The following is a 12790-nucleotide window of genomic DNA, read 5'->3' as shown; positions in this document are numbered from 1 at the left end:
CGGCGTGCCGCGGCTGCCCGCGACCCCAGCCGCGCCCGGCCGGCCCGCCGGTGGCGGGGACGACGGGACGCACGCGACATCGCGGACTCCAGGACGGGCGGTCCGGCACGGGCCGTCCCGCCGCCGGTGCGGCGGACCCGGCAGCGTGCCGTCCGGCCAGGGTAGGAACGCCCCGTCCGCGGTGTCAACGACCCGACGTGACCCGCGTCACAGCGGTCGTCGCGCGCACGGAGCAGCGGCGAGAGGCCGTCAGAGGTCCGTCAGAGGCCGTCACGGTGCCGCTGCGCCTCGCGCCACCGAGCCTGCGCCTGCTCGGCGGCGCGCGCCGCCGCGGTGCGGGCCGAGCGGGCGTGCCGGGCCTCCAGGCCGACCTCCCGGGCCTGCTGCCGGGCGTCGGTGAGCACCGCGCGCAGCCGGTCCACCTCCTGCTGCGTCCGCTCGGCCAGCGCGGCGAGCTCGGCGGCCCGGCTCTCCGCCGCGGCGACGCGGGCCTCCGCGACGTCGAGCGCCGCCGCCCGGACCGCGGCGTCCTGGCGGGCGAGCGCGACGTCCGCGTCGGCACTGCGTCGTGCGGCCTCGCGACGCCGGGCACGCTCCTGCTCGGCCCGCTCCTGCTCGGCACGGGCCCGCTCGGCACGCTCCTGCTCGGCACGGGCCCGCTCGGCACGCTCCTGCTCGGGCCTCGCCCGCTCGGCACGGCTCGCCGCCTGCTGGCCCCGACCCCGTCGCGCCGCGTCGACCCGGGGCGCCGGGGCGTCCGCCCTGCCGCCGGTCGAGGCGTCGGTCGAGTCGCCGGTCTCGCCGTCGGTGACGACGCGGCCCCGTCGGCGCCCGGGCGCCGGCACCGCGCGCACGGGGCCTGCGGACGGGTCCGGGTCGTCGACGGTGATCACCCGCCCCCGACGCCGCCGGCCGCCTGCGGTCTCCCCCGACCCGGTCTCCCCCGACGCGGCAGACTCCGCCGGCTCCGGCTCCGGCACCGGCGGCGGGGCCTGGACCGCCCGCAGCGGGGTGCGCCGGGCCGGGACACCGGGCAGCGGCGGCGCGTCGGGCACCGCGACGGCGCCGGCGACGTCGACCGGCTCGAACCCGGAGGAGAACAGGTCGCGCGTGAGCAGCCCGGTCGCGACCGCCGCGGCGGCCCCGGCGTCGCCCATCGCGGCGCGCAGCGTGCCCTCGACCTGGCCGCGCACCGCGGGACCCGCCGCACCGCCGGCCGCGGTCAGCAGCGCCACGGCCGCACCCGCGACGTCGGCCATCGTGCCCTGCTGCTCGGCGTGCAGGGCCCGCAGGTCCGCCCCGGCCAGTGCGGCCTGCGCCTCGCGGAGCCGGACACCCAGGTCCAGCAGCCGCCCGACGTCCTCGGGCCGCTCCCGCACCAGCAGGTTCACCGCGGCGGCCGCGGCCGACGGTCGGCGCAGCGCGCCCACGGCCGCGGCGAGCCCGCGGTCCCCTGCGGCGCGTGCCGCCCGGACGGCGGCGGTGCGCGCGGCGACGAACGCCCCGGGCTGCTCGGCGTACAGCCCGGCCGCGACCTCGGTCAGGTCCGCCACCCGCGCCCCTCGTGGTCCCCCGCCGCGCCGGTCAGCGCCCGGGCCGGTGCATCCCCAGGAAGAACGACGACCCGCTGACCAGGATCCCCAGGGTGAACAGCACCGACGAGGCGTGCTCGAACGCGTAGCCCATCAGGTAGAACCCGCCGAGCAGCAGCGCGAGGCACAGCGCCGCGAGCGCGACCCGGCCGGCGGCCGGCGCCGGGGGCTGCTCCTGCGTGCGGCGGTCGAGCTCGTCGCCGACGGTCTCGGCACGGGTGTGGCTCACGGGTCCTCCTGGTGGTGCTGCTGCGGGCACGGACGGTGCGCCGCCCGTGCCCGCACGGTAGGCCGCACCCGGGGCCGCTGCCACCCGGGCCCCCCTCGCGCGGATCCGCCCCGCCCGGCCCCTCCCGTCCGGCCCTCCGGCGCCCTAGGCTCACCGCCAGCAGCGCCGATCCCCGGGGAGCGCCCGTGCCCACGACCCCGCCCGCACCCACCCCGCCCGTGCCTCCGCCGTCCGTGCCGGCCCCGCCCGGCCCGACCGAGGTCGACGAGCGGTTCACCGCCCCGCCCGAGGACCGCGGCTGGACCACCGCGTACCTCCCGGCGTGGAGCTCGCGCGCGGCCGCGGCGGCGCGGGTGCGCACGGACGCCGAGGGCCTGCACCTCACGGTGCCGCCGGAGCACCCCGTCTGGTGCCCCGACCTGCACCACCCGCCGCTGCGGGTCTCGGCGGTGCAGAGCGGGAGCTGGTCCGGGCCGGTCGGCAGCACCCGCGGGCAGCAGCCGTTCCGGGCGGGGCTGCGGGTGCGCGAGGAGCAGCCGGCCCGGTGGGCGTACACCCCGCACCACGGGCGGGTCGAGGTCACCTGCCGGGCGGTCGTCGGACCGGGCTCGATGTTCTCGGCGTGGCTGATCGGCATCGAGGACGTGCCGGAGCGCAGCGGGGAGATCTGCCTGGTGGAGGTGTTCGGCGACACGGTCCGCACCGAGCCGGACGGGACCCTCACCGTCGCGCTCGGGTCCGGGGTGCACCCGTTCCGCGACCCCGCGCTGCGGGAGGACTTCACCGCCCCGCGCACCGCGCTCGACGTCGCCGGGCTCCACACCTACGCGGTCGACTGGCGGCCCGACGACGTCACGTTCGAGGTCGACGGCGTGCCGACGCGCACGGTGCGCCGGGCGCCGGACTACCCGGTGCAGCTGGTGCTGGGTGTGTTCGACTTCCCCGACCTGCGGCACGACCCGGCCGGACCGGCGGTCCCGGAGCTCGTCGTCGCTCGCGTGCGGGGCACCGCCGCGCAATCAGCTCGGTCGGGCGCGAGCCGGGGGCTAGCATCTCGCCCTTGTGAGCCGCCTCGTCGAGACCGTCGTCCCCGCCCGTCTCGGGGTGCCGTTCCGGTGGCTGCTCGCGTCGTCGTGGGTGAGCAACCTGGGCGACGGGATCGCCCTGGCCGCGGGCCCGCTGCTGGTCGCGTCGCTGACCGACGACGCGCGTCTCGTGGCCCTCGCCGCGACCGTGCAGTGGCTGCCGCCGCTGCTGTTCGGGCTCCTCGCGGGTGCGCTGGCGGACCGGTGGGACCGCCGGCGGATCGTGCTGGTCGTCAACGTCGTGCGGACGGTCGTGCTGGCCGCGCTCGCGCTGACGGTCGCCGGCGGGCACGCGACGATCACGCTCGTGCTGGGACTGCTGTTCCTGCTCGGGACCGCGGAGGTCTTCGCCGACAACGCCGCGCAGACGTTCCTGCCGATGCTGGTCCGGCGCGACGACCTCGCGGTGGCGAACGCCCGGCTGCAGACGGGGTTCATCACCGTGAACCAGCTGGCCGGGCCGCCGCTGGGCGCCGCGCTGTTCGCGCTGGGGTCGGTGTGGCCGTTCGGCGCGCAGGCGGTGGTCGTCGGCGCCGCCGCGCTGCTGGTGGCCCGGATCGCGCTGCCGGCGCACCCGCGGGACCCGGCGACGCGCAGCCACCTGGGCCGGGACATCGCCGAGGGCTTCCGGTGGGTGTGGCACCACGCGGCCGTGCGGACGCTCGTGCTGACCATCTTCATCTTCAACATCACGTTCGGCGCCGCGTGGTCGGTGCTCGTGCTGTACGCGACGCAGCGGCTCGGCATGGGCGAGGTCGGCTACGGGCTGCTCACGACGGTGTCCGCCGCGGGCGGCCTGGCGGGCACCGCCACCTACGGCTGGATCACCCGCCGGGTGTCCCTCGGCAACCTGATGCGGATCGGACTGGTGGTCGAGACGTTCACGCACCTGGGCCTGGCGCTGACCCGGCAGCCGTGGGTCGCGCTGGTGATCTTCTTCTTCTTCGGCGCGCACGCGTTCGTCTGGGGCACGACGTCCGTCACGGTGCGGCAGCGCGCCGTCCCGGGGGCGCTGCAGGGTCGGGTCGGGGCGGTCAACACCGTGGGCGTGTTCGGCGGGCTGGTGCTCGGGTCCGGGCTCGGCGGGGTGCTCGCGGAGCACTGGGGCGTGACGGCGCCGTTCTGGTTCGCGGCCGTGGGGTCGGCGGTGTTCGTCGTGGTGATCTGGCGGCAGCTGCGGCACGTCGCCCACGCGGACGAGGCGGCGGCGCCACTGGACGAGGCGCCCGCCGAGGACGTCACCGGGGAGCGGTGACGAACACGTCCAGCAGCTCCGGGTGGTGGGCGTGCACGAGCACCCCGAACACCACCAGGTCGAACAGCAGGTGCACCGCCACGACGTACGGCAGCGACGTGCTGCGCACGAAGATCCAGCCCTGCACCAGCGCGAACGGGATCGTGAGCAGCGGGCCCCACTCCCGGTAGCCGAGCTCCCACAGGAACGACACGAACACGGTCGCCTGCAGCAGGTTCGCCACCCACAGCCCCAGGTGGCGGCGCAGCAGCGCGAACACCACGCAGATGAAGAACAGCTCGTCCCAGATCCCGACGGCGTTCACCCCGACGAACAGCCGGGCGATCTCCGCCCCGCCGGTGATCTCCGGCCAGTTCCGGTACGCGCCGGACCCGATGAAGTAGAACGGCAGGATCAGGTAGCCCGCGACGGCCACCACGACCAGGTAGACCCACTGCGCGCGGGTCCAGCGCCGGCCGGTCGCGACCGGGAACCGGATGGTCCGCTGCCCGAACACCCACCGGGACAGCGCCCACGGCACGAGCACCGCCAGGGACAGCGCGACTGTGAACCGCAGCATCCCGGCGTCGGACAGGTCCGCCTCGAGGGAGATGGTCGAGATGATCGCCATGCCGGTGCCGATCAGCGCGAGGTCGCGGCCGAGCGCGCGGTCGACGAGCAGGCCCAGCACGACGCCCGCCACCAGCGGGAGGTAGCCGAGCGGCCGGACGTGCACCGCGAACAGCAGCACCGCGGACCCGCAGACGAGCGCCGCGGCGAGCAGCCCGGCGGGCGACCCGACGTGCCACGGCGCGTGCACGGGCGGACGGTCGTGGACGGCGAGGGTGTCGGCCCGTGCGTCGGTCGGCATGCGGGCACGATGTCACGGCCCGGGTCGGGCGGCGACAGGACGGCGGTCGGGTGCGACCGGCGTCAGGCGCCCGCGGTCTCCCACCCCGACGCCGCCGCGACGTCGCGCGCCACGACCTCGACGTCCCGCCCGTCCGTGGGCACGCGCGCGACCCACGCCCCGGCCGCGCGGTCGAGCAGCTCCGCGGCGGCCGCGCTGCGGTCGAGGTGCGCGCGCAGCTCGGTGCCGATCTCGCGGGCGCCGAGCCGGTCGTGGATGGTGCGGGCCGAGGCGGTGAGCAGGGCTCCGGTCACCCGCGCCCGGCCGCCGAGGGCGCGCACGACGAGCTCCCGCTCCAGGACGCTCACCGTGTTCACGTAGACGAGGCGCCGGTAGCCCGCGGCGGCGTACGTCGCCCAGACGGCGCGCAGGTTCGCCTCGGTCAGCCCGGTCCCCTGCGGGTCGCGCGCCGGCTTGGGGTACGCGGCGCTGAGGTTGTCCCCGTCGACCAGGCAGTGCGCGAGGCCGGCGCGCGCCCAGCGGGCGGACAGCTCGAACGCCACCGCCGACTTCCCGGAGCCGGAGCGGCCCGCGACCAGCAGGACCTCCGGCTCCGGACGCGCGTCGACCGGGGTCATGCCGTGGGTGCCACGCCCGCGACCGGCTTGGTCCGCGAGCGGCCGGTGGTGTCCTTCAGCACGACGTACTTGAGGTCGACGTGCGGCTCCAGGGCGCTGAACTTGTCGTTCGGCGCGCCGATGACCAGCTGGAAACCGAGCCCGCGCCACGCGCCGATCGCGCGGCCGGTGAACCGGGCGTCGGCCTTGATCAGCGCCTCGTCGAGGAACACCGGCGCGTACCGGGGACGCTCCGCCCCGGCGTCGCCGAGCTGGTACCGCAGGGCCGCGCCGACGATGAACGCCACCAGCTCCTGCGACTCGCCGCCGGACTTCTCCCCGATGTGGTCGTACAGCGCCACGTGGTTGCCCTCGAGGTCGACCTTCTCGGCGCTGAGCCGCACGTGGCGGCGCACGTCGACCAGGTCGGCGAAGTCGGGGGCGGTCCGGCGGATCCGGTCGATGACCTTCGCCATCCGGTGGTACCGGCGCTCCCGCTCGGCGTCGGTGGCCTCGTTCGCGAGCAGGTCGCGCAGGTCCTTGAGCTCCTTGCGGAACCGGGCGACGACCGTCGACTGGGTGTCGCGGGCGTCGATCCGCAGCCGGTGGTCGTCGTCGGCGAACGGCAGGTCCGCGAGGATGTCGTTGACCGGGCGGATCCGCTCCTTGATCTCCCGGACCGAGCGGCTGAGCGCGTTGTGCAGGTCGCTGAGGTCGTTGCCGGACAGGCGCAGCAGGCTCTTGCGCCACTCCGCCTCGAGCTCGTGCAGCCCGTTGGTCTCCAGCGCCGACAGGATGCGCTCGAAGTCCCCGTACGCGCCGTCGGGGTCGGTGCCGAGGTTCGGGTCGGGCCAGCGCTCGACGAACGTCTCGAACGTGCGGCGCAGCGACTCGCGCGCGGTGCCGATCGTCTGCTGGGCGGCCTGCCGGTCGCCCCGGAGGATCTCGTTCGCGCGCGCGACGGTGCCGTCGAACGCGGCCAGCGCCGTGACGGGCGCGGGTGCGACGGCGCCCGGGCCGCCGGACGAGCCGGTGCCGCCGAGCAGCGCGTCGAGGTACGCGCGCTGGTCGTCCCCGACCTCGACCCCGGCGTCCTGCGCCGTGTCCAGGGCGAGCTGGGCGACGTCGACCTCGTCGGTGACCGACGACCAGCGTCCGCCCAGGTCCTCGGCGGCGCCCTTGGTGCGGCCGACCTCCTCGGTGAGCGACCGGATCGTGGCCTCCAGCTCGGCGACCCGCTGCTGCAGGCGCGTCACCTCGGGGTTGCCGGCCGTGACGTCCTCGATGACCCGGGCCCAGCGCGCCTGCTCGGCCTCGACGGCGGCGACGTCGACCTGGTCCCAGCTGACGGCGTCGAGCTGCTCGTACGCGCGCAGCTCGACGTCGTGGGAGTCGAGACGCTCCTCGGCGGCCTGCACCTGCTGCTCGGCGGCCTCCAGGCGTACCTGGGCGGCGGCGATCTGCTCGTCCAGGTACGCGAGCCGGCGGCTGTTGGTGAAGCCGAGGACGTTCGCGTGCCCCTGGCCGCCGTGCGCGCCGCGGCGCCCCTCGGAGACCTGGCCGCCGCGGGTGAGCGCCTTGGCGTGCTGCGACAGCTCGCCGGGGGTGTCGACGCAGACGTAGGCGAACTTCGCGGCGAGCTCGCTGCGCAGCCAGCCGGTGAACGGCCCCGGGCGGAAGTCCAGCCGCCCCGGCAGCGTCCGGCCGTCGAGCGCCACGTCGGACGTCAGGTCCGTCGGCACGCCCTCGAACCGGATCCGGCGGCCGGTCGGCACGGCGTCGATCGCCCGGCGGAACGCCGTCAGGTGGGCCGAGTCGATCAGCAGCCGGGTCGCGAACCCGCCGAGCGCGAGGTTGAACGCCTCGCGCCACGGCTCGTGCTCCGTGCGGACCTCGATCAGCTCGGCGACGAACGGCAGCTGCTCGGGGGTGAGCCCGGCCGCCTCGGCCAGCGCCGCGCGGGCGCGGTGCAGCTCGCCGGGGATGTTGTCGGACCGGCGCGCGACGGCGTCGCGGTCGGACCGGAGCACGGCGAGGTCGACGCCGGCGGCCTTCTTCTCCGCCATCGCGGCGCCGAAGTCGGTGCGCGCGGCGGACTTCGCGTCGCCGTCGGACTGCGCCGCCCGGCCCCGGGCGGCGAGGGCGTCGAACTCCGCCTCGGTGCTGACGGCGGTGCCCAGGCCGGTGCGCAGCACCTCGTCGAGCCGGGTCCGCGCCCGGGTCACGCGCTCCAGCTTGTCCTGCGTGGCGCTGAGCTCGCGCTGCGCGGTCGCCAGCCGGTCGCCGCCGGAGGACCACAGGGTCTCCCGGACGCCGTCCAGCTCGGAGCGCGCCGCGGCGATCCGGCCGGTGGTCTCCACCGCGCGCCGCTCGGCCTGCTGGTGGCCGCGCTGCAGCTCCTCCTCGACGGCGCGCAGCAGCCCGAGGCGCCGCTCGTGCTTCCACAGCGCCGCGGGCGAGCCCTCGTCGTCGAACGTGCCCACCTGGTCGATCACGCGCAGCCGCTCGGCGGCCTCGTCGACGGCCGCGCGGTGCCCGCGGATCGCCTCCAGCGCCTTGACCTGCTGGCGGGCGGTGATCATCTGCTCGCGGGTGCCGGACAGCTTGTCGAACTGCTCGACCACGGCGTCCGCCGTGGCGAACGTGCTCGGCTCCTCCAGCACCATCGCCTTGTACAGGGCGTCGACGGTGGTGATCTGCTGGCCCGCCTGGATCCGGCCGAGCAGCGCGACCGCCTTGGTGCCGTCACCGGTGGCGCCGATTCCCAGCGTGGAGTGCAGCCGCGCGGTGAACTCGCGGTCGGTGTCGAACGGCGTCAGGCCGAGCGCGACGACGACCGGCCGGGCGAACCGGTCCGCGGCCGCGTCCTCGAGCTCCCGCAGGTCGAACGGTCCGTCCGCCGTCGCGCGCAGCGCCAGCACGTCCTCGAGCGTCCGGGCGGCCGACGGGACGTACCAGGCGCGCACGCCGGTGAACTCGCGGCCGGCCTGGTCCACCCAGGTCATCGCGATCGCCGACCAGGTGTCCCGGTCGTCGCCGCGCAGCACCCGCTGCCGGGTGCCGTCCTCGGTCCGCGACTCGTCGACCTTGCCGCGCGCGTAGGACAGGATGTTGCGCTGGTCCTTGCCGCGCGGCCGGCCCACGACCCCGCCGTTGGACGCGCCGTTGAACGGCGTGGTGTGCGGCATCAGCAGCGCGATGTAGGCGTCCATCAGCGTGGACTTGCCCGAGCCCGAGCCGCCCGACAGCAGCGTGGCGGTCGAGGCCAGGCGCACCCGGTGGTGGCCGTCGTACCCGCCCCAGTTCACCAGCTGCAGGTCGCGGGCGACCCACTGCTGCCCGGTGGACGCGGCGGGCACCAGCCCGAACAGCGTGTCGACCATCGTCATCGCGCGACCTCCTCGGTCGTGGTGGTGCCGGTGTCCGCCGCGGCGGCCTCCTCGAGGGTCGGGCCGGGGTCGGGCCGCGGCTCGTCGTCGATCTCGGGCACGGTGTCGGCCTCGGGCACGGCGTCGGCGTCGGCGTCGGTCTCGGCGTCGGTCTCGACCTCCGGCACCGCGTCGGCGTCCGGCTCGTCGATCACCAGCGGCTCACCGCCCGTGCGCACCTGCTCCCGCAGCCAGGCGCTGAGCTCGGCCAGCCGCTCGTTGCTGAGCACGATCTCGACCAGCGCCGTGACGCGGAACCGGCCCTCGGACTCCTCCTCGACGACGCCCTCCTTCGCCAGGCGTGCGACGGCGGTGCGGATCTCCCGCTGCCGCGCGGCGACGTTGGTGTCGTCGGGGTCGAAGTAGGTCAGCGCCGTCTGCTCGATCTCCTCGACGTCGACGCGCACCGACGCCTCCCCCGCGCTCTGCCCGCGCAGGTAGACGGACCGCAGGTGCACCAGCACCAGCGTCTCGGCGCGGGTGTACGCCTCGTCGCGCAGCAGCACCGGCACGTCGAGCTCGGCGGAGCGGACCTGCTTCTTGTACGCGACGCCGCGCTGGTGGTCGACGACCAGGTGCACGAACAGGTCGTGCAGCCGCGACTCGATGACCTGCTGGTTGTCGAGCAGGGTCCGCCACTGCGCGCGGTTCTTGTCCGCGAGCAGGAACCGGCGCTGGAGCAGCCGGACCAGGACGCGGCGGACGTCGGCGTCGAGCGTGCCGGAGTCGCCGGCGAACAGCTCGGCCGGGTCCTCCTCCATCGGCACGGGCGTGATGAACGGGTCCCCGGGCTCGACGACCTCGTCCGGCACCTCGGTCGTGGTGGTCTGGTCGGTCATCGGTCGCGTCCCTCGTCCTCGTCGTCCGTGCTCCTGGTGGTCACCGCGCCGAACGCGAACCGGCGGCGCGTGCCGTCGGGGCGGACCGCGTCCACGTAGGCGACCTCGTCCGTCTCGACCATGCCGCGCTGGTGCGCGATCTCCAGCAGCCCGAGCAGGTCCACCGGCCGGCGCAGCACCGCGGGGGCGGCGTTGAACGCCGCGGCGACGTCCACCTGCGCGGCGTCGCGCGCGAAGCCCCGCAGGTGCTGCCCCAGCTCGGCGTAGTGCGGCCCGCCCCAGGCCAGCGCCTCGTCGGCCGCGGCGTCGCCGCCGTCGTCGTCCCACTCGGCGAGCGGGCTCGGCGGCTGGGCCCGGCGCAGGTCGCCGGCGGACTGCCGCAGGTGCTCGACCTCCGCGACGGGCAGCCGGCGCAGCGGGTCGACGGCCTGCCCCCGGCGGGCGCCGGGCACCCACGCCTGCAGGCCGGTCATGACGTCGCGGAGCAGCTCGTCGACCTGCCGGTCGCGCAGCGGGTCGTGGTTGCGCACCTGCGCGGTGATGACGTAGGACGCCTCGCGCTGGGCGGTGAACACCTGGTCCAGGCCCTGCTCGATCCGCCGGCCGATCTCCCGCAGCTCGGCGCGCTGCGGCGCGGGCAGCCGGCGGGTGAACCGGTGCCGCAGGACGACGTCGAGCTGGCTCGCGAGCTGGTCGAGCCGCTGCGGGTCGCCGATCAGGCGCAGCGCGCCGGCGAACGCGCGGCCCTCGGCGGTGGACTCCATGACGTGCTCGCCACGCTCCAGGTACTCGCGCAGCACCTCGCCGGTGGGCCGCTCGTCCTGACGCAGCGCGGTGACGACGTCGCGCTGCATCGCCTTGATCGACTCGGCGACGCGGGCGAAGTCCGCGGGCAGCTCCCGCACGAGGTGCAGGACGTTCTCCGCCTCCTCGAGCAGCTGCTCGTCGTCGACCTGCTCGACCGTCCCGGTCTTCTGCACGTGCTCGAGCTCGGCGCGCAGCCGGGCGATCTCGGCGTCGAGCCGGGCCATCCGCATGAGCACGTCGGGGTCGGCGTCCTCCGCGAGCCGCCCGACGGCGTCGAGCAGCGTCCGGACCCGGGACTGGGACACGCGCGCGCGGGTGCCGCCCGCGCGCCCGGCGACCTCGAGGGCCCCGACGGCGTGCGCGGACAGCTGGTAGACCTCGACGTCGTCGTCGAGGACCTGACGCACCAGCCAGCCCGCGTCGGCCCACTGGCGGCACAGGTCGCGCGCGGTGCCGGTGGGCAGGTTCTCCTCGTACCCGGCGGCGCGCAGCTGGTCGAGGGCGTCGCCGACCTCGGTGTGCGCGTCCGCGACCGGGACGTGGGGTCGCTCCGCGGTGAACACCACCGACAGCAGCGACACCACCAGGGGGGCGTACCGCTTGTGCAGCAGGTCCAGCATCGGGTTCTGGAAGGCCCGGACGGCGCCCAGGTACGCCCCTTCGGCACGAGTGATCATCGCCGGACAGCGTAGTTGCGGGGCGGGGGTGGTCGGGACCAGACCGCGCCCCGCGGCGCCGGGCTCAGACGCCGGCGCCCACGAGGGTGAGCACCTGCTCCAGCTCCGCGGCGTACCCGGGGACCAGCGGGGCCGCGAGCGCGTGGGCGCCGAACCCGAGCTTCTTCGCGACCGGCGCCGCCCGCACGGCGCTGTGCGCGACCAGTCCTCGGGTCGACACGAGCAGGTCCACGTGGGTGCGCTGGTCGGGGTACAGCTGCGCGCCGGTGGCGTAGCGGGCGTCGAACGCGGGGTCGAGGTGCGGTGCGTCGGTGGCGGCGAACAGGTGGGCCAGCTCCGCGAGCCGCCCGATCGCGCCGGGGCTGTGCTGCCGGTGCTCGTCGGCGTAGGCGTCGAGGAACCCGAAGTACGTGCCGCCCGACCGCAGGGTGTAGCCCGTCCAGAGCGTCTGCCCGCCGGCGACGAGGCGGAGCGCGAGCACGTCGCCGTCCCGCCGGAACCCGGCCAGCACCTCCCGGAACCAGCGCAGGGCGACGGGGTCGAGCCGGAGGGCGGCACCACCCCGCTCGACGTCGCCCTTCCACCCGGAGGCCTGCAGGTCGACGAACGCGTCGTCCGCGCCGGGGTCGGCGCTCACGTCGTGCAGCTCGAGGGGGCCGCCGAGCTCGCGCTCGAAGCTTGCGGACCCGGCGGCGCAGGTCCTTGCGCCGCCCGGAGCCCATGTGGTCGCACGCGAGCGGCGGGTCGACGACCACCGCGCGAGCGCCGGCGTCGAGGCGCCGCACGGACGGGAGGCTGGTCCGGGTCGCGAAGGCGCTGGTGGCGCGCCGCCGTTCGTGCACGAGCATCGTGGACCGGCGCAGCACCCGGGCGAGCGCGTCGGCGAGCGGGCCCTGGGCCGGGAAGTGCTGCAGCTGGACGAGCCCGGGCAGGCCGACCCGGCGCGCGCCGCGCAGCAGCGCCTCGAGCGCCTCGGTCTCGCGGCCCCGGCGCAGCAGCGGGTGGTGCCGGTCGGAGTGCGTCGTCATGAACCGGCCGCCGGTGGTGGCGGCGCGCACCGGGACGCCCGGGGCGACCGCCTTGGTGGTGACCGCGAGCGCCCCGACCCACTCCCCGCCGTCCTGGACGACGAGCAGCCGCAGGTCGGCGGCCTCCCCCGCGCGGTGCCGCGCGGGGACGAGGAACCGGGGGTCGAGGAACGCGTTGGGTTCGGCGGTGTCCTCGGCGAGGCGTCGCCAGGCCTGGACGTCGGCGTCGGTCACCGCGGGCAGGGCGACGAGACGGGTGTGCACGGTGTCCTCCGGGGGGGGTGGCGACGCTGCCGGTGAGCCTCGGTGCCCCGAGGCTAGTGTCCGGTTTGACCACTTTTGGGCTAGTTCGCGGGTGAACTCGTCGCGCTCACCCGAACGGCCGGTGGGAAGAAACCCCGCGC

10 protein-coding genes and 1 pseudogene are annotated in these 12790 nt (G+C 76.2%); 3 read left to right on the top strand and 8 right to left on the bottom strand.

From position 1 onward, the window contains the following. Positions 1-260 precede the first annotated feature (260 nt). A complete protein-coding gene (locus AC1VL8_RS13010; RefSeq protein WP_483075443.1) occupies positions 261-1553 on the bottom strand; it encodes a hypothetical protein in 1293 nt (430 codons plus the stop codon). A 31-nt stretch (positions 1554-1584) separates the two neighbouring features. Continuing rightward, entirely contained in the window at positions 1585-1821 is a 237-nt protein-coding gene (locus AC1VL8_RS13005) for a hypothetical protein (RefSeq protein ID WP_483075442.1), read from the bottom strand. Between the two features lie 11 nt (positions 1822-1832). Between AC1VL8_RS13005 and AC1VL8_RS13000 the strand changes: the two are divergent. Further along, positions 1833-2717, top strand: a pseudogene (locus AC1VL8_RS13000) (glycoside hydrolase family 16 protein); the annotation flags it as partial. 166 nt (positions 2718-2883) lie between these two features. Beyond that, complete coding sequence (locus AC1VL8_RS12995) at positions 2884-4161, top strand: MFS transporter (protein ID WP_483075441.1); 1278 nt, start codon at positions 2884-2886, stop codon at positions 4159-4161. Here AC1VL8_RS12995 and AC1VL8_RS12990 read toward each other — a convergent pair. From AC1VL8_RS12990 to AC1VL8_RS12965, 6 genes are all read right to left on the bottom strand, one after another. After that, positions 4145-5011, bottom strand: a complete 867-nt coding sequence (locus AC1VL8_RS12990) for a CPBP family glutamic-type intramembrane protease (protein WP_483075440.1) — start codon at positions 5009-5011, stop codon at positions 4145-4147. The genes AC1VL8_RS12995 and AC1VL8_RS12990 overlap by 17 nt on opposite strands. A 62-nt stretch (positions 5012-5073) precedes the next feature. Beyond that, positions 5074-5628, bottom strand: a complete 555-nt coding sequence (locus AC1VL8_RS12985) for an adenylyl-sulfate kinase (protein ID WP_389228199.1) — start codon at positions 5626-5628, stop codon at positions 5074-5076. Further along, positions 5625-8996, bottom strand: a complete 3372-nt coding sequence (locus AC1VL8_RS12980; protein ID WP_483075439.1) for an ATP-binding protein — start codon at positions 8994-8996, stop codon at positions 5625-5627. Before AC1VL8_RS12980 ends, AC1VL8_RS12985 begins: the two co-directional genes overlap by 4 nt. Then, positions 8993-9874: a DUF4194 domain-containing protein gene (locus AC1VL8_RS12975; protein ID WP_483075438.1), complete on the bottom strand. Its 882-nt coding sequence runs from the start codon at positions 9872-9874 to the stop codon at positions 8993-8995. The genes AC1VL8_RS12980 and AC1VL8_RS12975 overlap by 4 nt, the downstream gene beginning before the upstream one ends. After that, positions 9871-11358, bottom strand: coding sequence for a DUF3375 domain-containing protein (locus tag AC1VL8_RS12970; RefSeq protein WP_389228190.1), 1488 nt, complete (start codon positions 11356-11358; stop codon positions 9871-9873). The genes AC1VL8_RS12975 and AC1VL8_RS12970 overlap by 4 nt, the downstream gene beginning before the upstream one ends. Positions 11359-11422: 64 nt before the next feature. Beyond that, positions 11423-12004 carry a GNAT family N-acetyltransferase gene (locus AC1VL8_RS12965; RefSeq protein WP_483076248.1) on the bottom strand — a complete coding sequence of 194 codons (582 nt, stop codon included), beginning with the start codon at positions 12002-12004 and terminating at the stop codon, positions 11423-11425. Between the two features lie 76 nt (positions 12005-12080). Here AC1VL8_RS12965 and AC1VL8_RS12960 point away from each other — a divergent pair, with 76 nt between their 5' ends. After that, positions 12081-12686, top strand: a complete 606-nt coding sequence (locus AC1VL8_RS12960) for a hypothetical protein (RefSeq protein WP_483075437.1) — start codon at positions 12081-12083, stop codon at positions 12684-12686. Positions 12687-12790: the final 104 nt, after the last annotated feature.

Source organism: Cellulomonas sp. KU4C (genome assembly GCF_056868065.1).
Note: the sequence above shows the minus strand (reverse complement) of the source record. Positions and strands in the feature narration are given on the sequence as shown.

What these genes read in the sequence shown, in the direction of transcription:
- AC1VL8_RS12990 (WP_483075440.1), bottom strand. Translation starts at nt 5,011, where the DNA reads ATGCCGACCGACGCACGGGCCGACACCCTCGCCGTCCACGACCGTCCG.
- AC1VL8_RS12985 (WP_389228199.1), bottom strand. Translation starts at nt 5,628, where the DNA reads ATGACCCCGGTCGACGCGCGTCCGGAGCCGGAGGTCCTGCTGGTCGCG.
- AC1VL8_RS12980 (WP_483075439.1), bottom strand. Translation starts at nt 8,996, where the DNA reads ATGACGATGGTCGACACGCTGTTCGGGCTGGTGCCCGCCGCGTCCACC.
- AC1VL8_RS12975 (WP_483075438.1), bottom strand. Translation starts at nt 9,874, where the DNA reads ATGACCGACCAGACCACCACGACCGAGGTGCCGGACGAGGTCGTCGAG.
- AC1VL8_RS12970 (WP_389228190.1), bottom strand. Translation starts at nt 11,358, where the DNA reads ATGATCACTCGTGCCGAAGGGGCGTACCTGGGCGCCGTCCGGGCCTTC.